Below are 18,617 nucleotides of genomic sequence, written 5' to 3'. Positions count from 1 at the left end.
CTATCCGGGGCCTGTGTCACCGATGGCTCAGGAACTGTGCGAATTCACGGCCCTCGCGCAGACGGCGCCCGATCATGCTCGGATGGCGGACCATTTCCGCGGTGAGTTCGGCGATCTTGCCCGGGCGGAAGTAGAAGCGCTTGTAGAACGTTTCCACCGACTCGAAGATCTCGTCCTTGCCCAGATGCGGATAGCTGATCGGGGCGATCTGTACGCCGTCGTCGTTGACCAGGGCTTCCGGCCCGGTGGCATCAAGCCAGCCGTTTTCCATCGCCTGTTCGTACAGACGCGTGCCGGGGTAGGGCGCGGCCAGCGAGACCTGAATGGTATGCGGGTTGATCTCGCGGGCGAAGTCGATCGTCTCGCGAATCGTTTCCTGGGTCTCGCCCGGCAGGCCGAGAATGAAGGTGCCGTGGATCTTGATGCCCAGCTTGCGGCAGTTCTTGGTGAACTCGCGGGCGATGTCGGTGCGCAGACCCTTCTTGATATTGTGCAGGATCTGGTTGTTGCCCGACTCGTAGCCCACCAGCAGCAGCCGCAGGCCGTTGTCCTTCATGATCTTCAAGGTCTTGTACGGGACATTGGCCTTGGCGTTGCAGGACCAGGTCACGCCGAGCTTGCCGAGCCCGCGAGCGATTTCCTCGACGCGCGGCTTGAAGTCGGTGAAGGTGTCGTCGTCGAAGAAGATTTCCTTGACGTGCGGCATTTCGCGCTGAATGTAGGCCACTTCGGCGACCACGTTCTCGGGGCTGCGGACCCGGTAGCGATGGCCACCGACGGTCTGCGGCCAGAGGCAGAACGTGCACTTCGAACGACAGCCGCGGCCGGTATAGAACGACACATACGGGTGTTCGAGATACCCGATGAAATAGTTCTCGATGGTCAGATCGCGCTTGTACACCTCGGACACGAACGGCAGTTCGTCCATGTTCTCGATCATCGGCCGATCGGGATTACGGACGTGCTCGCCGTTGGCGTCGCGATAGGTCAGGCCCAGCACATTGGCCAGATCGCGACCTTCGGCCACTTCCTTGCAGGTGTAGTCGAATTCCTCACGGCCGACGAAATCAATCGCCGTGGACGCGCCCAGCGAGCCGTCGGGGTCCACCGCGACCTTGGCGCCCACCATGCCGATCAGCAGCTTGGGGTTCTCGCGCTTGAACGCTTCGGCAACCTGAACGTCGGTGGCGAACGACGGCGAGCTGGTATGCATGATCACCAGTTCGTATTCCTTGGCCAGCGGCAGGACATCCTTGAGGCTCAGGCCGTCGGCGGGCGCGTCGATCAAACGGCTGCCCGGGACCATCGCGGCCGGCTGGGCCAGCCAGGTCGGATACCAGAACGACTTGATTTCGCGTTTGGCTTGATAGCGCGCGCCGGCGCCGCCATCGAATCCGTCGAAGGAGGGCGGGTGTAGAAAAAGCGTCTTCATCAGTGCCTGTCCATTGACTGTGATTTGAGGGATCCGTCCGCTGCGACCCAGTATGCCTGGCCTCGCCAGCGAATCGAGCGGTTGAACAATCCATTGACCCAATCGTAAAGCGTCAGGGCTTCTCGGAGCGGCCAGAGCCAGAGGCCGGTCCACGGGGGGCGTCCGGCACGGCGATTCTGAATACCATGCAAGACGAGATTCGCTCCGATCGTCATGGCTAAGGGTATGAGCGACAACGGTTGTGCTGAAGTCAGTATAGCGCCGCACAAAGCCGTGGGGAGCGTGCAGCTGATGAAAAGAAACGCATAGCTGGCCGGCGCCAGTAACCGGATCGTACGCATCCAGCGGATTTCGTGGCGTAGCGCGCTGGCAAGGCTCGGTTCGTCGACCGTGGTTTCGACGACCACGTCGGAGAGGACGATCGATTTTCCGAGCGAGCGGATACGTTGCCCGAGCAGATGGTCGTCGGCCAGATGATTCGCCAGGGCGGCAAAGCCGCCGAGCTGGGTCAGATCTTCACGACGCAGGGCGAGCGTGGCGCCGGCGGCATAGTCGTTGACGCCGAAAAGACGAGCGATCAGCACCGACGGCGCGAACCAGTCGTCGATGAAAAGCGCGGACAGGCGTGACCAGCGTGCACGGGTCGGGCGGCCGCGATATAGACAGGTCACGAGGCCGATATCAGGGTCGGCCAGCGGCGCGGTCACGCGTTGCAGATAATCGGGATGGACCTGGATATCGCTGTCGGCCAGGACCAGCGTGTCGTATCGGGCCGCGCCCATCATGTTCGCCAGGTTGCTGACCTTGCGATTCGAGCCCCACTCTTGGGTATCCACCACGATCTCGATATCGTGCTCGGGATACGCATCGCGAATGCGGCGCGCCACGGCGAGTGCCGGATCGTTTTCGTCTTGTATCCCGAATACGATTTGAAAGACCGGGTAATCCTGCGCGACGAACGAGCGCAGCGAGTACTCGAGGTCGATCTCGTCGCCGCACAGGGGTTTGAGCACCGTCACCGGAGGTTGCCCCGAGCGCGACGACGCCGGCGGGCGCCCCCGCGGGGCCAGACATACCGCCAACAATGCGAGCAGGCTGTAGAGCCCGGCAAGGCTGGCCGCCGTAAAGCCCAGAGCGTGGATGACCTCGGTAGCGTGTATCACGTCAAAAGTGCGGGAGGCTGAGTTCAAGGATTGCGGACACCGAGCCGCGCGCCGCTTATTAATTCGGCATGAAGAATATCTTCATGCCGAATTAATCATAACAGCGCCGACGATAGCCCGGCGGCCGTCTCGCCGGTGTTACGGCCCGACAACGAAAACCGTCGCAGTCCCTTGTTACCGCTCCGAATGATCAGGCATTGCGCGCTTCGTCCGCGATATCGATCACGATCTTGCCGAGCGCCGCGCCGGCTTCGAGATGCGCATGGGCCGCGCCGACATCGCCCAGATTGAAACGGCGTTCGTCGAGCAATGGCATGAGTTGTCCGGCCGCCACCAGTCCGCCGGCCTTGGTGAGAATCTCGGCATGATGGGCCGGGTTCACGCCATGGAGCATCGCCGTGAGCATGAACACGGCATGCAGGGTGAGGCTTTTGGTATGCATCGGCGTCAGATCGGCGCTGTACTGCGAGACGATGGTCACTACCTGGCCGTTGACCCGAACCGCGGCAAACGATTTGGCGAGATCCGAACCGCCCGTCGCATCGAAGACCACGTCGAAGCCCCGGCCGCCGGTGAGCCGCTCGACATAGTCCTCGACCGACTCCTCGCGATAGTGGATGGTCTCGTCGGCACCGCAGCGCCGTGCGATGGCCGCCTTGTCTGCGCTGGAAACCGTGGTCGCCACGCGCGCGCCCTGGGCCTTCGCGATCTGGATCGCGATATGCCCCACGCCGCCGGTGCCGCCGTGGATGAGGACGTGGTCGCCCGGCACGACGCGCGCCCGGTCGACCAGCGCTTCCCACGCCGTGATGGTAACCAGCGGCAGGGCGGCCGTTTCGCGCCAGCCGAGATTCGCGGGCTTGGCCGCCATCAATTCGGCATCGACCACCACATATTCACCGTAGGCGCCGCCACGCCCGACCAATCCCGCCGCGCAGCCGTAGACCGCGTCGCCCGGCACGAATCGACGCACGTTGTCGCCGACCGCATCCACTTCGCCGGCGACATCGCACCCAAGCACGGCGGGCAGGGCCGGCGCGATCGCCGGGCCGGCAGCACGGAGCTTGGTATCGACCGGATTCACGCTCGAAGCGATCTGCCGGACCCGGATCTGGCCCGGCCCCGGTTCGGGAAGCGCGACCTCGGCGGCTTCGAAAACGTCGGGTGTGCCGAATTCACGAGTCTGCTGAACCTGCATGAATATCCGGGGTAAGAGTGATGCCCCAGACCATACGCCACGCGGGCGATTTCGGCACGGCCGGATGGTCCGGCAGGCTGCGACCATCGTCCAGTGTCGCCCGCTTCGGCGGCACCGCATTGTGATCCCGAAGACGCCGCTGGCCGTCAAAAGACAAGACCATGCGCCGGCGACGAATAACGCCTTTTTATCTTGGGGAGGGGGACCATGAAGCGGATCCACACCGTGGGCGTCGCGATCGCGATGACCCTATCGCTGGCTGCGTGCGGCGGTAACAATAACGACAACAACAATGGGGGGCAGGCGAGCACGCCGGCGCCCGAAGCCACCAGTCTGTATTCACCGGCGTCTCAGGATGCCGTGATCCCGTTCCCGAACAACCTGCTGTTCGTCGATACCAGCAATACCAGCGGTCCGCTGGCCGGTATCAGCGCCGACGGGACGCTCAATATTCCCGATCCCACCGGCGCCAATCCGGTGATCGCGGGCGCCAACAAGCTGGATGGTTTTTCGACCACCGATAATCTCTATGCCGATTTCTCCGGCGCGGATATCGACGTGGCCACCGCCAATAACGGCGGCGTGCGCGTTATCGATGCCGAGACCGGGGCCGAGCTCGTCGCGGGCACCGATTTCGACGTGGTGAAATCGCCCGACGTGGTCGATCACACGCGACTACTCATCCGGCCGCTCAAGCCGCTGGATTCAGGTACGACGTATTACGTCGTGATCACCGACAAGCTCAAGACCGTCGACGGCGGCAGCGTGGCCCCGAGTGCCCAGTTCGCGGTCGCGGATTCATCCAGCGCGGTCGGCTCCGACGCCAATCCGGCAAGTGATTACAGCGCGGCCCAGCAAGCCACGCTCGAATCGATCCGCACCCGCCAGATCCGGCCGATTCTGGATAGCGTGTCGGGCGCCAGCAGCGCGAACGTGCTCGTGGCCTGGCAGTTCACCACCCAAAGCATCGGCGCGTCGTTGCGCTACATCGCGGCGCATCCGACGCCGAACCCCGACGACACCAGCGACGGCGGTATCCGCGTCCAGCCGTTGCCGGACGGCCAGGGCGGCCAGTTGTCGACCGGCGACGTGAATGCCAACCTGCCCAACACGGCGAATCTGTATCAGGGCACGGTGGATCTGTCGTATTACCTCGCGGCCGCGCAGAACGACGGCACGGCCACGCCGGCACCGTTGACTACCTACTGGGCCTCCAACGGTACGGTGGCCCCGGGCCACGCCACCCTGCGCACCCCGTCCGGTGCGGCCATTCCCTGTAGCGTGCTGACGGCCAGCGACTCGACGACGGGTTGTTTCCCGTATCCGAAAGTGCGCTCGGTGCAGTCGGTGCCGGTACTGGTGGCCGTGCCCAACGCCAACAGCCCGAGCGGCGGTACGCCGCCCGCCGGCGGCTGGCCGGTCGTGATTTTCCAGCACGGCATCACCGGTAATCGCACCAATATGTTTGCGGTGGCGCCCGCACTGGCCGCGGCCGGTTTCGTGACCGTGGCGATCGATCTGCCGTTGCATGGTCTTCCGCCGGGCAACACGCTGGCAATCAGCGGTCACGAACGCACCTTCGATCTCGACGCCAACGGCGACGGCGTGGTCGATTCCTCGGGCGCGAATTTCATCAACCTGAAGAGCCCGATCACTTCGCGCGACAACCTGCGCGAGGCGGTGGCCGATCTGATCGACCTCAATGCCACCGTCATGCAGGGATCGATCACGGTCGCTGGCGGCAACGCGATTCCGCTCAACGGCAAGCCGAGCGAGTTCCTGGGCCATTCGCTGGGCGCGATCGTGGGCTCGACGCTGATGGGCGTGACCTCGCCGAGTGTCTTCGGTGCGGCGACGCTCGCCAATCCGGGTGGCGGTGTGATCCGGCTGCTTGATGGATCGGCCGCGTTTGGCCCGCAGATCGCGGCCGGCTTGAAGGCCGCCGGTGTCGGCGAGGGCAGCGAGACCTATCAGAGCTTCCTGCGTCTGGCGCAAACCATCGTCGATGGCGGTGATCCGATCAACTACGCCAAGACCGCCGCGGCGCGTCATCCGTTGCATATGATCGAAGTCGTGGGCGGCGGCAACGGCGGCACGAACCCGCCGGATCTGGTCGTGCCGAATGCCGTGGTCGCCAACGTCGGGCCGGACTTCACCCCGGCGACCAGCGGCGCCTGCCCGCCGACGAGCCACTACACGCCGACGCTGGATACGGTCTGCGTGGGCGGCCCGTTGTCCGGCACCAATCCGTTGGTCTCGGCGATGGGGTTGGCGTCGGTTTCGGTGAGCGTGCCCTATGCATCGGGCAGCCAGCCGGCCGACAGCGTGGTGCGTTTCGCAAGCGGCGCACACAGCACCATCCTCGATCCGACGGCCGGCACGGCCAACGGCAGCGTCGATCCGCAGGAAGGCGCGGCCACGACTGCCGAAATGCAGTGTGAGACCGCCGGCTTCCTGGGCGCGGCCGCGGCCGGCGTTTCGAACCCGACGATTCCGCTGGGCTGCTATCAGCCGTAGTGATGTGCTGGCCCGCAGGGTACGCGGGCCGATCTCATCCCGGGCCGGGCGGTGCACCGTCCGGCCCGGGATGCCCTCTCGTTTCGTTGTCGACGCCGTATGCGGCTGGCTAAACTACGGGGCTTGCGATCGCCCTGGCCAGCGATGTCGGCTGTCGAGGTCGGGCCAGCGGCCGGGCATCGCGTTCACCCATGCGCCGCCTGGCGCCGTCCGAGCACCGTCAATGAGCATCAAGTCCGACAAATGGATCCGCCGCATGGCCGAGAGCGAAGGTATGATCGAGCCCTTCGAGCCCGGCCAGGTCAAGGAACGCGATGGCGAGAAGATCGTGTCTTATGGCGTGTCGAGCTATGGCTATGACGTACGCTGCTCGCCACATTTCAAGATCTTCACCAATATCAATACCGCGGTGGTCGACCCGAAAGGCTTCGATCCGAAGGGGTTCGTGGATTTCGAGGGTGACACCTGCATCATCCCGCCGAACTCGTTCGCGCTGGCCTCGACGGTGGAATACTTCCGCATTCCGCGCAGCGTGCTGACGATTTGTCTGGGCAAGTCGACCTATGCCCGCTGCGGCATCATTGTGAACGTCACGCCGCTCGAGCCGGAATGGGAAGGCCACGTGACGCTTGAGTTCTCCAATACCACACCGCTGCCGGCCAAGATCTACGCCAACGAGGGCGTGGCGCAGATGCTGTTTCTGGAATCCGACGAGATTTGCGAGACGTCCTATGCGGATCGTGGCGGCAAGTACCAGGGCCAGCGCGGCGTGACGCTGCCGCGCGCCTAGCCCATCAGTCTAGCCGTCGCTACGCGACAGCGACTGGACCGTCAGCTCGTATTGCGTGTCGCCGTCCTCGAGGCGACGCACTTGCACCGGAATCCAGTCGGCGTTGCGCGCCAGCCAGAAGGTGAGCGCGTGGTGATGCTGGCCGGTGCGTGCCAGCCTGACCGTGTCGAACGTGCCGCCCGGTGTTTTCAGGTTGCCGGCGTCGGTCACGTTGACCCGGTAGGTTTGCAGGCCGTCGTCGTCGGCCAGGGTGAAGGCGTGTTCCGTGGGCAGCTGGGCTCCGGTGCCGGAGTTCGCGTCGGCCAGCCAGCGCCGGGCCGCGATCTGTAGCGACATCGGATCCTGGGTGCCGGGCTTGAGCGTGTAGGTCTTGGTGTCGCCGTTTTCGCTGTGGTAGCGAACGGTCATGGCCGACCAGTCGAACTTCAGCGTATAGCTATGCCCGGGCTTGCCGTCGATATGGTGACGGAAATACATGGGCCGGACCGCGCCATCGACGATACAGAAACGGGTTTCGTCGTCGATGTTGCCGAGAAACATGTGGACCAGCGCGTTGGGCTTGGCGTGTCCGGCATAGACATAACAGCCGTCGTGCTTGCCGGGCTCGAGGCTGAAATGGGCGTCGCCCAGTGGCAGGCCGGATTTGCGCACCGTGTACACGGCCTTGAAGGGGCTCGTGGGCGAAGCCAGGGCGGCGCCGCTTGCGGCCACGCTAAGGCCGACCACCAGGGCGGCCGCCCGGAAGCAGTTCGTGTTCATGGGCTCGGGGCATCCTCGTCGTAGTCGACGATCAGGGGAGTCGATTGCCGTTGGCCGTCGCGATAGACGCCATCGTCGCGCCAGACCACGCGGCCCGAGATGAGGTCGTCCAGCGCGGCGGCATACAGGCGCTGTTCGATGCGATCCATGATGCGATCGGCCAGGGTGTCGGCCGTATCGCCGTCGCGAATCGTGATGCGACCCTGGCGGATCACCGGGCCGTCGTCCAGCGTCGGCGTAACGAAATGCACGCTGGCGCCGTGATCGCGGTCGCCGGCGTCCAGTGCCCGGTCGTGCGTATGCAGGCCCTTGTACTTCGGCAACAGGGAGGGATGAATGTTGACGATGCGCCCGGCAAAACGCTCGACGAAGCTATCGCTGAGTACGCGCATGAAGCCCGCGAGCACGACCCAGTCCGGGTTGTCGGCGGCGATACGACGGGCCAGCGCGGCATCGTAGCTTTCGCGGTCGGCAAACTCGCGCGGCGAGATCGCCACCGTCGGCAGGCCGGCCAGGCGGGCGGTCTGCAAACCGCGCGCGTTCGGCTTGTTGCTGGCGACCAGCACGATCTCGGCGTCGAGCTCGCCGGCATCGATCGCGCGCATGATGGCTTCTAGGTTGCGGCCGCGCCCGGAGATGAGCACGACCAGACGGGCCGGGCGTGTACGTTCTATATCGGTCATCAGACGATGCGGACGGCCGGTTCATCATGGTCGCGGGCGTGCACGCGGCCGATCTCGAACACTGTCTCGCCGGCGCCTTCCAGCACGACACGAGCCGTATCGACTTCGTCGGCCGGCAGCACGATGCAATAGCCGATCCCGTTATTGAACGTTCGTGCCATTTCGTCGGCGGCCACGTTGCCGGCCTCGGCCAGCCAGTCGAACACGGCCGGGCGCTGCCAGGCCGAGCGTTCGATGGTCACGGTCTTGTCGGCCGGCACCACGCGGGCCAGATTTTCGGCCAGACCACCGCCGGTGACATGCGCCATGCCGTGAACCGTCGCCTTGCCGAGCAGTTCGCGCACGGCGGCGACATAGATCCGCGTCGGCGCCATCAGCGCGTCCAGCAGGGTGCGCCCGTCACCGAGCGGCGCGGCCAGATCGGCGTTGCTGGCTTCGATGATGCGCCGTACCAGCGAGTAACCGTTCGAATGCGGGCCGCTGGACGCCAGGCCCAGCACCACGTCGTTCTCGTCGATCGCGGAGCCGTCGATGCGGTCGTCGTATTCAACTACGCCGACCGTGAAACCGGCCAGGTCGAAATCGCCCGCGCCGTACATGCCGGGCATCTCGGCGGTCTCGCCGCCGATCAATGCCGCGCCGGCCTGGCGACAGCCTTCGGCGATGCTCGCGATCACCGGACCGGCCACGTCGGCATCCAGATGGGCCGTGGCGTAGTAGTCGAGAAAGAAAAGCGGTTCGGCGCCGGCGACCAGCACGTCGTTGACGCACATCGCCACCAGGTCGATGCCGATGCCGTCGAAGCGCGCGTGATCGATCGCCAGGCGCAGCTTGGTGCCCACGCCGTCGGTGCCCGAAACCAGCACCGGCCGGCGATAGCGATCGACCGGGATTTCGAACAGACCGCCGAAACCGCCGAGCCCGCCGATTACCTCGGGGCGGCGGGTGGCTTCTACGGGGCCGCGGATGGTGTCGACCAGCCGGTTGCCGGCATCGATATCCACGCCGGCATCGGCGTAGGTCAGGGAGGGACGATCGCTCAAGATCAGGCCTTCTCGGTTGCATGAACCAAACGCCGGAGCTCCGGCAACAGCGTGCTATTGTACCGTTTCGACGAGCACGACTGGGATTGCGCTCCGATATCCATGACCGCAGGTAGAAGCTGACAGCCATGCGTGGCCGTACTCTCGCATTGATCGGCGCTGCGGGGCTGATTCTGGTCATCGTGCTGTTGCACGGCATGCTGCTGCCGTTCGTGCTCGGTGCCGGGCTGGCCTATGTCTGCGATCCAATCGTCGATCGCCTGGAGCGTCTGCGACTGAATCGCACCCTCGGCGTCATTCTGGTCTTTGTCGCGCTCAGCTTCGTGTTTGCGCTCTCGATCTTCCTGTTGCTGCCGATTCTGCAGGCCCAGTTCGATACGCTCATCCGCAGCCTGCCGCGTTATCTCGATTGGGCGCAGCATACGTTCAACCCCTGGATCCGGCGCATCGCCCCCAGCGTGGGCGGCATCGATGCCGACTCCATTCGCCAGCTGATCTCCAACAACTGGGGCAGCGCCGGCGGTTTTGCCTCGGCGATCGCCAAGCAGGCGTTTTCTTCCGGTACGACGTTGTTGTCGTGGGCGATCAACCTGTTGCTCGTGCCGGTGATCATGTTCTATCTGTTGCGCGACTGGGATCGCATGACTGCGTTCATCCGGGCCCAGCTGCCGCGCCGCTACGAACACACCATCACCGAACTCGCCCGCGAGACCGACGACGTGCTCGGGCACTTCATTCGCGGCCAGGCGCTGGTCATGCTGGTGCTGGGCACGATCTATATCGTCGGCCTGTGGTTGGCGGGCCTCGATCTGGCGCTGGTGATCGGACTGGGCGCGGGGCTGATCAGCTTCGTGCCCTATGTCGGCGTGTTTTCGGGTGTCTGCATGGCGAGCGTGGCGATGCTGGTGCAGACCGGCGATCCTTATCAGCTGCTCTGGGTGCTGCTGGTGTTCGGTATCGGGCAGATCATGGAGCAGATGGTGCTCACGCCGCTGCTGCTGGGCGAATTCATCGGCCTGCACCCGGTCTGGGTGATCTTTGCGGTACTGGCCGGCGGCCAGCTGTTCGGCTTTATTGGCGTGCTGCTGGCGCTACCGACGGCGGCAACGATCGCGGTGATCGTGCGTTATGCCGGTCGACGCTGGCGGGAAAGCCGCCTGTACCTGGAAGAATAAGCCCGACTCGGGGCGCGGCGGTTGCCCGCCGTTCGTCATCCCGGCATTCTAGCGGATCGCCGCGCAGGGGGCGCGTCGTCGATCCATCCACCGCAGGTTCGTATGCCCGTACAGCTCGTTCTCGGTGTTCAGCTGCCGGCCTCGGCGACATTGGCCGCTTTTGTAGGCCGTACCAACGCCGATGCCAAGGCCGCCGTGGCCGAGGTCGTGGGCGGGCGTAGCGAGCGCCTGTTCGTGGCAGGCCCGGCTAATAGCGGCAAAACCCATCTATTGCAGGCCGCCTGCCGAGCGATCGGCGATGCCGGGCGGCGCAGTGTCTACTTGCCGCTGGCTCAGGTTCACGAGCCGATCGGGCCGTTGCTGGAAGGTCTGGCCGACATGGACTGTGTCTGTGTGGACGATCTCGATGCCATCGCCGGCGATCGCGAGGCCGAAATCGCGCTGCTCGGTTTATCCGACCAGCTGCGTGCCCGCGGCAGCCGTCTCCTGGCCGCGGGGTCGGCCGTGCCGCGCGAGCTCGGTCTCGCGCTGCCGGATCTGGCCAGCCGCCTCGGCTGGGGTGGGGTGGTCGTCTGTCGCCCGCTCGATGACGACGACAAGCGCGAACTGCTGATCCGGCGCGCCGAACAGCGTGGTATGGATATGCCGGAAGCCACCGCGCGCTGGATGATCCGTCACGTCGAGGCCGGCGTGCCGGATCTGATGAGCGCGCTGGACACCTTGGACCGGGCGTCGCTGTCGGCCCATCGCCGCCTGACCATCCCGTTCGTCAAACAGGCGCTCGGCTACGGCTGAGCCAGCCGGCGGGCGATGTCCGCTACCCGCGCGCCCAGATTGCGCGCCAGCTTCTTCTCGATCTCCGTGAGCGGCCGATCGCCGAGCGTGCCGGAGACATGGCTGGCGCCATAGGGCGTGCCGCCGGAATCGGTTTCGGCCAGCAGATCGTCGGCCGTGTAGGTGAGCCCGGTGATTATCATGCCGTGGTGGATCAGCGGCAGCATCATCGACAAGAGCGTGGTTTCCTGCCCGCCGTGCAAGCTGCCGGTCGATGTGAACACCGCGCCCGGCTTGCCGGCCAGCGTGCCCGACAGCCACTGGCCGGACAACGTGTCGATGAAGTATTTCAGCGGGGCCGCCATGTTGCCGAAGCGAGTCGGCGAGCCGATGATCAGGCCGGCACATTCTTCCAGGTCATCGGGGTCCACGTAGGGCGCGCCGGACTCGGGAACGTCCGGGTCGGTGGCCTCGGTGGTGGGTGATACCGGGGGCACCGTGCGCACTCGCGCGGCCATGCCGTCGATCCGGGCCACGCCGCGGGCGACCTCGTTGGCCAGTGCCGCGGTGGTGCCGTTACGGCTGTAATAGATGATCAGAATGTCCTGGCTCATGATGTCTGCTCTGGCAATTCAACGAGGGTGATGCGGTGTGCCGATGCGCCCGGCGTGGCGGTTGGTCCCTGCCATGACCGTCACGCGTGCAGGGCTGGGCGGCCAACGCGTTTTGAGCCTACACGACCCAATCCGAATGCCGGCTTGCGCATGGGTCGATTCCGCTCGGCGAGCGTTACGTCGCCCCGGCAGTGGATACGATCGGCCGTGCGGGATCGGACGCGTCGGGCTGCGCTCGCCGATCAAATGGCCACGACGCATAGCCGCTTTGTCGCGTCCGTGGGCAGGCCGAAGAGGCGGACGCCAGAAATCTCGAGGCGCGCTATGGAATCTGCCAGTTCTGACTGAGCGCGCTTTCGACTCGCAGCGGATACCAGAGCTGACCGAGGCTGCCGTTGTAACGCGCGAGAGCGCGCGTCACGTCGCCATGTTCCAGTTTGAGGTAGTAGGCGAGAATCGCGCAGCCGTAGCGCAGATTGGTAGCGCGGTTGAACAGGTTGTCGCCTGGCGCGCCGATTTCGTGGCGCCAGAACGGCATGATCTGCATCAGCCCTTCGGCACCGGCGGACGACAGCGCGAACCGCTTGAAGTTGGATTCGACCTGGATCACGGCCAGCACGAGCTGCGGCGACAGGCCGGCCTCGGTCGCCGCGCCATGCACGTCGCGCAGCAGGTTGAGCCGGCGTTGCACGCTCGGCACGCGCGGCGCGAGCCGGTGTGCCATATCCACCAGCCACACTTCGGCATCGAACCGGTTCTTGAAGCCCTTGGAATCCGCGATTGCTTTCTTGAGCGCGCCGCGCATACCGGGCTGCATATGATCGGGCACGGCCGCCGCGCCGAAGGCGGCCGGGGGCACAAGCCCCCAGACCACCAGACCGATGATGAGCAGCGCCAGCCGCGGGCGCGGCAAACGCTCAGCCGCCGAGAACGACCGCCTTGATCGCGGCGACATCGTGATCGATTTCGGAGGATTGTTCGTCGCGGCGGCCTTTGTATTCGAGCTTGCCGGATTCCAGGCCGCGATCCGACACCACGATGCGATGCGGCACGCCGATCAGCTCAGCATCGGCGAACATCGGCCCCGGGCGCAGGCCACGGTCGTCGTAGGCGACATCCACGCCGGCGGCCTTGAGCTCGGTATACAGCGTCTCGCAGGCCTCGCGCACCGCGGCCGACTTGTCGGCCTTGATCGGGATGATCACTAGATCGAACGGGGCGATCGCCTGCGGCCAGCAGATGCCGGCGTCGTCGTGACACTGCTCGATGGCGGCCGCGACGATACGCGATACACCGAAGCCATAGCAGCCCATCTCCGGCACGACCGCGTTGCCGGATTCGTCGAGCACCGAGAGATCCAGCGCACGGCTGTACTTGTCGCCGAGCTGGAACACATGGCCCACCTCGATACCGCGCAGGATCTCGAGCGTGCCGGTACCGGTCGGGCTGGCGTCACCCGCATTCACGTTGCGCAGATCGGCGAACTGCGGCTCGGGATGATCGCGGCCCCAGTTGAAGTGCGTGAAGTGGGCGCCGTCATAGTTGGCGCCGACCACCATGTCGGACGCGTTGGCCAGCGCATAGTCGGCAATCACGGTCACGTTCGTGTTGACCGGCCCGATCGAACCCGGCCCAGCGCCGAAATGGGTACGGATGGTGGCTTCGTCGGCCATGGTCAGCGGCGAAACGACGCCCTCCAGATCCTGGGCCTTGATCTCGTTGAGGCTGTGATCGCCGCGCAGCATGAGCAGCACCGGATCGCCCGATTCGCCCATCACCACGATCGACTTGGCGGTGGCCGATTCCGGCACCCCCATATGCTCGGCCAGCCCGGCGATGGTGGTCACACCGGGCGTTTCGATCTTCTTCAGTTCGCCGGTCGGCGCAGCGCGCTCGCCCTCGGGGCGCACGGTCTTGGCGGCCTCGATGTTGGCGGCATAGGCACCGTCGGTGGATACGGCCAGTTCGTCCTCACCGGACAATGCCAGTACGTGAAATTCCTCGGACTTGGCGCCGCCGATATCGCCCGAATCCGCGGCTACGACACGATAATCGAGCCCCATGCGATCGAGAATGGCGTGATAGGCGCCGCGCATGTTGCGGTATTCGCGATCCAGATCGGCCGCGTCCATATGGAAGGAGTAGGCATCCTTCATGATGAATTCGCGCGCGCGCATCAGACCGAAGCGCGGGCGGATCTCGTCGCGGAACTTGGTCTGGATCTGGTAATAGGTCACCGGCAGCTGCTTGTAGCTGCGCACGTCGCGCTTGACGTAGTCGGTGATGACTTCTTCATGCGTCGGCCCGAAGCAATACTCACGCTCGGCGCGGTCGGTCATGCGCAGCATGAGCGGGCCCATGGCATCCCAGCGGCCGGACTCACGCCACAGCTCGGCGGGCTGAATCGCCGGCATGAGCATTTCCAGCGCGCCGATCGCGTCCATTTCCGCGCGCACGATGTTCTCGACCTTGCGCAGCACGCGCATGCCGAGCGGCGACCAGCTGTATAGCCCGGCGGCCAGACGCCGGATCATGCCGGCGCGCAGCATCAACTGATGGGAGACGATCTCGGCGTCGGCCGGGGTCTCCTTGGTCGTGGCCAGGGCGAAAGCGGAAAGACGCATGGATAAAGAGCCGTCGGTTGGTCCAACCGCCGATTCTACAAAAACCGGGGGCCGGCGTGGAGAAAACGTGCCGGGGGGCGTGTCGCGGTTTGGTACGAGTCCGTGCGGGTGTTCGCCATCATGTCGGACACGGCGCAAGTCGCTGCCTCGCGATTAGAGGGCGCTCACCCAGTTGATTGCCACCTCGGCCGGAGCCCCGGTCTGCATGGCCCAGGCCCGTATCGCGGCGGCGCGCACGGCCGCGGGCGCTATGATCAGGCCGAGGGCGTCCGGATAGCTGTGCCCATGGCGATCGTGCATGGAAGGTTCGGCTTCGCCGTGCGGATGCGAGTGGTAGATCGCGAGCAAGGTCTCGCCTGCTTCGCGCATGGCCTTGAACGCCGCGATCTGACCGGCGGCGTCCATATCGAAGCGATCGGCCGCGCGCGCCGCGCGATTGGCGATCGGATAGCGGACGGGAGCTTGTCCGTCGCTGGCCGCGATCAAACCGCAGATCTCGACGGTGCCGGCGCGGCGCGCCTCATCGAGCAGGGAGTCGCCCAGGCCGCGGGGGAGGATCAGTTCTGCGACCATCGGCCGTGCGCGTCGATGCAATAGCGCTCGAACGTCGTGTCGCATACCGGAACAAGCTGGAAGTCGAGCAGGCGCCAGTCCATGGTCTCGATCTCCTCGCGGGCGGATTCGAATAGCGCCAGCGAGGCTTCGTCTTCGTTCGGACAGATCAGGGCGATCCCGGTCAAGAGCCGCCCCTCTTCACGCAGGCGTACCCGCGCGTCGCGTATCCATTCCTGGCCGCGCAGAAAATCGCGAATGTCGGCGCCCAGGGGGTCGAGTTCGCTGCTACCGATACGCCGTGGGATTTCGTCGATCAGATCGCAAACGGCGGTGTAGAGATGCCGCAATCCGTGCCAGGTGATATCCAGACCGATGGCGAGCGCGGCGGCGAAGTCCAGCCACCATACGCCAAAGCCGATGCCGAGCACGCCGATAATAGCCGCGCTGCCGGCCAGCCAGTTGACCCGGCCCATTGAGGCGTCGGCATACAGCCCTTTGTCGTGCAGATCGATGGCGAGCTGCTGACGCCGCCGGCCAATGATCCAGGGCACCGCGACGCTGTAGGCCAGCGCGGCGATGATCCACCAGCCGGCCCAGTGCGTCGGGCCGCCCGCGGCATCGATGGTGGCCAGGCTCGGCTGGTGCTGCTCGATCAGCGAGCGGGCGCCCGCGAAGATCAGATAACCGCCCATACAGGTCAGGGCGAGGGCCGAGGTCAGAAACGCGATGCTGCCGGCACGATAGAACCCGTAGGGAAAACGCCGCGTTGGCGGCCAGGACTCGATCCGTACGGCCACCAGAAAAGCGAAGGGCGGCAGCAGCGACCAAAGGCTTTTCAGCCAGACCGCGTGCAGCGCCTGGCTTGCGCCGAGGGCGGCATATAGAACGACGACGACGGTGACACGTAATATCAGTGTGCCCCATTCCTGACGCCGCGCGGCCGTCAGGTCGCGATGCTTTTCCGCCGGCAGCTGACCGGGCCGGCGCGGCTGCGACCGCGAGCGCTCGGTCACGGGTAGATATGAATCGGGGTACCGTCGGGCACGTGAGCCCAGATCTGGTCGATCGCCGCATTGGACACGGCAATACAGCCATGCGTCCAGTCACCGGTGCGCGGGCGGTCGTCGTAGTCCGGCTGGCCATGAATCATGATGTCGTTGCCGGCCGAAACGCCGAGCTCGGCGGCATGGGCACGATCGGCCGCGTCCGGGTACGAAATATGGATCGAGCGATGGAAATCGCTGTTCGGATTGCGCCAATCGAGGGTATACGCGCCGATTGGCGTCTTGTCGTCGCCGCGCATCTGCTTGGTGCCGATCGGGCTCAGACCGAGTGCGATCGGGTACTGGGCCATGATCAGCCCGTTACGATAGAGATACAGCTCGCGCTCGGATTTCATCACGACAACCAGATCGGCATCGCCGGTTAGCGTGTGGCTGGGCGCGACGGTGGCATTGGCTGCGCCAGGCAGGACGACAAGCAACATGACCCAAGCCAACAGGGCCACGCGCCATCGCGACATCACAGATCTCATGCTCGAAAATCCTCCCCGTCGACTGCTTTTCTATACGCGGTTGCAACCGGCCGCGCCGAATCAAGCTGGTAGAATGCCACAGTCAGCGCGGGGGCGACCCGACGTCGCCCGAGGCCAAGCAACTTCAGGGTATAAGACATGGCGAGCACTCCGCTTACGGTCATCAAGGGCGATGGTATCGGTCCCGATATTGTCGATGCGGCACTCAAGGTCATCGATGCACTGGATGTCGATTTCGACTACGACTATGTCGAAGTCGGCCAGGCCGCACTGGATGCCGGCGAAACCGATCCGTTGCCCCAGCAGGCGATCGATTCCATCGAACGCACCGGGCTCGTGCTCAAGGGGCCGGTCACTACGCCGGTCGGCCAGGGTTATCGGTCGGTCAATGTCGCAATGCGCAAGCATTTCGATCTATATGCCAACGTCCGCCCGACGCTGTCCCTGCCGGGCACGAAATCGCGCTACGACAATCTCGACATCATCACCGTGCGCGAGAACACCGGCGGGATGTATTCCGGCCAGGGTCAGACGGTGTCCGAGGACGGCAATCGGGCCGAGGCACTGTCGGTGATTACCCGTTCCGAGTCCGAGCATATTCTGCGTTTCGCGTTCGAGATGGCCCGGGCGCGCGGCCGCAAGAAGGTCACGCTGGCGCACAAGGCCAACATCATGAAGTCCACCTCGGGGCTTTTCCTGAAGGTGGGGCGCGAGATTGCCGAGGAATACGACGATCTCGAGTACGAAGAAGTCATCGTCGATGCCTGCGCGATGAAGCTCGTGATGGCGCCGGAAAAATTCGACGTCATCGTGACCACCAATCTTTTCGGCGACATCATCTCTGATTTATGCGCTGGCCTGATCGGCGGCCTCGGTTTGGCGCCCGGGGCGAACATCGGCGACGACTGCGCGATGTTCGAGGCGGTTCATGGCAGCGCGCCCGACATTGCCGGCCAGAATATCGCTAACCCGACTTCCGTGATTCTTGCTACCGCGCTCATGCTCGACCATCTCGATTTGGACGATCAGGCCGAGCGCATCCGCCAAGCCGTGCGCGGCGCCATGGCTGATGGGGATCGCACGACGCCCGACATCGGTGGCGAGGGTTCCACGCAGGGATTTGCCGACGCCATCATCGAGCGTCTGTAGCCGCCTGCCGCGACGCCCGAAAATCCCCGCTTCGACTCGATGGTCGGGCGGGGATTGCCGGCCGGCGCGATTTGGGCGTGTCGTCATGAGATACACCGCCGCACCCGCACCCGTGAGGTGGCAAGACAAGGCATCGTGAGCGTCGCGTGGCCCGGCCACGTGAGCGAACGATAACGCCGGATTGCCGCCTCACGGGCATGGGCCCTGCGGGTGAGGCCCGCCCACCGCGCCAGGCGGCGTTGCATGCCTTGACCGTGGGGCCCGCCACGCTCGGCGGCATGCGCCTTGCCTGACACGATGGGCGGGCCTCATGCGGTGGCGTATCTCATAGCGACACGCCCTAAAACCGACGACGGACGCCTACCAGAAGACCGAGGGTGGCCAGCCCGAACAGAATCAGATTCCCCGGTTCGGGAACGTCCGCAGTATTGCTGGTATCCGGGTAAGAGGGGCTGGTGTCATAAGACGGGTCGGTGCCGCCGGTGCCAGTGCCGGGATCGTCATAGCCGGGGTCGGAACCAGAGCCAGAGCCAGAGCCAGAGCCAGAGCCAGAGCCAGAGCCAGAGCCAGAGCCAGAGCCAGAGCCAGAGCCAGAGCCAGAGCCAGA

General features: G+C 65.0%; 18 protein-coding genes. 5 read left to right on the top strand and 13 right to left on the bottom strand.

The window, feature by feature from the left end; all coding sequences use genetic code 11:
- Window positions 1–16 precede the first annotated feature (16 nt).
- The 3 genes from hpnJ to C41B8_RS00080 all read right to left on the bottom strand — a co-directional run bounded on the left by hpnJ (window position 17) and on the right by C41B8_RS00080 (window position 3,793).
- Window positions 17–1,432 carry a hopanoid biosynthesis associated radical SAM protein HpnJ gene (gene hpnJ / locus C41B8_RS00090; protein WP_037332581.1) on the bottom strand — a complete coding sequence of 472 codons (1,416 nt, stop codon included), beginning with the start codon at window positions 1,430–1,432 and terminating at the stop codon, window positions 17–19.
- Window positions 1,432–2,595 carry a bacteriohopanetetrol glucosamine biosynthesis glycosyltransferase HpnI gene (hpnI, locus tag C41B8_RS00085; RefSeq protein ID WP_051882537.1) on the bottom strand — a complete coding sequence of 388 codons (1,164 nt, stop codon included), beginning with the start codon at window positions 2,593–2,595 and terminating at the stop codon, window positions 1,432–1,434. The genes hpnJ and hpnI overlap by 1 nt, the downstream gene beginning before the upstream one ends.
- Before the next feature lie 190 nt (window positions 2,596–2,785).
- On the bottom strand, window positions 2,786–3,793 hold the full coding sequence (locus tag C41B8_RS00080; protein WP_037332578.1) for a zinc-dependent alcohol dehydrogenase family protein: 1,008 nt from the start codon (window positions 3,791–3,793) through the stop codon (window positions 2,786–2,788).
- Window positions 3,794–4,000: 207 nt separating this feature from the next.
- On the opposite strand from C41B8_RS00080, the gene C41B8_RS00075 reads away from it, so the two are divergent.
- A complete protein-coding gene (locus tag C41B8_RS00075; RefSeq protein WP_051882534.1) occupies window positions 4,001–6,310 on the top strand; it encodes a hypothetical protein in 2,310 nt (769 codons plus the stop codon).
- Window positions 6,311–6,533: 223 nt separating this feature from the next.
- On the top strand, window positions 6,534–7,100 hold the full coding sequence (dcd, locus tag C41B8_RS00070; protein WP_037332576.1) for a dCTP deaminase: 567 nt from the start codon (window positions 6,534–6,536) through the stop codon (window positions 7,098–7,100).
- Between the two features lie 9 nt (window positions 7,101–7,109).
- Here dcd and C41B8_RS00065 read toward each other — a convergent pair whose 3' ends face one another.
- The 3 genes from C41B8_RS00065 to purM are packed head-to-tail and all read right to left on the bottom strand — an operon-like array spanning window position 7,110 to window position 9,585.
- Window positions 7,110–7,859, bottom strand: a complete 750-nt coding sequence (locus tag C41B8_RS00065; RefSeq protein WP_037332572.1) for a DUF3108 domain-containing protein — start codon at window positions 7,857–7,859, stop codon at window positions 7,110–7,112.
- Window positions 7,856–8,542 carry a phosphoribosylglycinamide formyltransferase gene (gene purN, locus C41B8_RS00060; RefSeq protein WP_037332570.1) on the bottom strand — a complete coding sequence of 229 codons (687 nt, stop codon included), beginning with the start codon at window positions 8,540–8,542 and terminating at the stop codon, window positions 7,856–7,858. Before purN ends, C41B8_RS00065 begins: the two co-directional genes overlap by 4 nt.
- A complete protein-coding gene (gene purM / locus C41B8_RS00055; RefSeq protein WP_037332569.1) occupies window positions 8,542–9,585 on the bottom strand; it encodes a phosphoribosylformylglycinamidine cyclo-ligase in 1,044 nt (347 codons plus the stop codon). The genes purN and purM overlap by 1 nt, the downstream gene beginning before the upstream one ends.
- Before the next feature lie 128 nt (window positions 9,586–9,713).
- Here purM and C41B8_RS00050 point away from each other — a divergent pair, with 128 nt between their 5' ends.
- Entirely contained in the window at window positions 9,714–10,760 is a 1,047-nt protein-coding gene (locus tag C41B8_RS00050; protein ID WP_037332566.1) for an AI-2E family transporter, read from the top strand.
- A 102-nt stretch (window positions 10,761–10,862) separates the two neighbouring features.
- Window positions 10,863–11,555, top strand: a complete 693-nt coding sequence (gene hda, locus C41B8_RS00045) for a DnaA regulatory inactivator Hda (protein WP_037332562.1) — start codon at window positions 10,863–10,865, stop codon at window positions 11,553–11,555.
- Here the strand turns inward: hda and wrbA are convergent.
- The 6 genes from wrbA to C41B8_RS00015 all read right to left on the bottom strand — a co-directional run bounded on the left by wrbA (window position 11,546) and on the right by C41B8_RS00015 (window position 16,849).
- Window positions 11,546–12,148, bottom strand: a complete 603-nt coding sequence (wrbA, locus tag C41B8_RS00040) for an NAD(P)H:quinone oxidoreductase (protein WP_037332559.1) — start codon at window positions 12,146–12,148, stop codon at window positions 11,546–11,548. The genes hda and wrbA overlap by 10 nt on opposite strands.
- A 322-nt stretch (window positions 12,149–12,470) precedes the next feature.
- Window positions 12,471–13,061: a transglycosylase SLT domain-containing protein gene (locus C41B8_RS00035; protein WP_037332557.1), complete on the bottom strand. Its 591-nt coding sequence runs from the start codon at window positions 13,059–13,061 to the stop codon at window positions 12,471–12,473.
- A 4-nt stretch (window positions 13,062–13,065) separates the two neighbouring features.
- The gene (locus C41B8_RS00030) at window positions 13,066–14,772 is read right to left on the bottom strand and encodes a proline--tRNA ligase (protein ID WP_037332556.1); all 1,707 of its coding nucleotides are present in this window, start codon (window positions 14,770–14,772) and stop codon (window positions 13,066–13,068) included.
- Between the two features lie 153 nt (window positions 14,773–14,925).
- On the bottom strand, window positions 14,926–15,345 hold the full coding sequence (locus C41B8_RS00025) for a M67 family metallopeptidase (RefSeq protein WP_051882529.1): 420 nt from the start codon (window positions 15,343–15,345) through the stop codon (window positions 14,926–14,928).
- Complete coding sequence (locus C41B8_RS00020; protein WP_051882526.1) at window positions 15,330–16,340, bottom strand: cation efflux transmembrane domain-containing protein; 1,011 nt, start codon at window positions 16,338–16,340, stop codon at window positions 15,330–15,332. Before C41B8_RS00020 ends, C41B8_RS00025 begins: the two co-directional genes overlap by 16 nt.
- Complete coding sequence (locus C41B8_RS00015) at window positions 16,337–16,849, bottom strand: L,D-transpeptidase family protein (protein WP_037332554.1); 513 nt, start codon at window positions 16,847–16,849, stop codon at window positions 16,337–16,339. Before C41B8_RS00015 ends, C41B8_RS00020 begins: the two co-directional genes overlap by 4 nt.
- 150 nt (window positions 16,850–16,999) lie before the next feature.
- Between C41B8_RS00015 and C41B8_RS00010 the strand changes: the two genes are divergently transcribed.
- Window positions 17,000–18,010: an isocitrate dehydrogenase gene (locus C41B8_RS00010; protein ID WP_037332552.1), complete on the top strand. Its 1,011-nt coding sequence runs from the start codon at window positions 17,000–17,002 to the stop codon at window positions 18,008–18,010.
- A 340-nt stretch (window positions 18,011–18,350) separates the two neighbouring features.
- On the opposite strand, the gene C41B8_RS21075 is transcribed toward C41B8_RS00010, so the two are convergent.
- On the bottom strand, window positions 18,351–18,617 hold a 267-nt coding region (locus C41B8_RS21075; protein WP_156962348.1), incomplete at its 5' end, for a PEP-CTERM sorting domain-containing protein.

It is taken from the genome of Salinisphaera hydrothermalis C41B8 (assembly GCF_000732535.1).
Lineage (GTDB): Bacteria > Pseudomonadota > Gammaproteobacteria > Nevskiales > Salinisphaeraceae > Salinisphaera > Salinisphaera hydrothermalis.
Note: the sequence above shows the minus strand (reverse complement) of the source record. Positions and strands in the feature narration are given on the sequence as shown.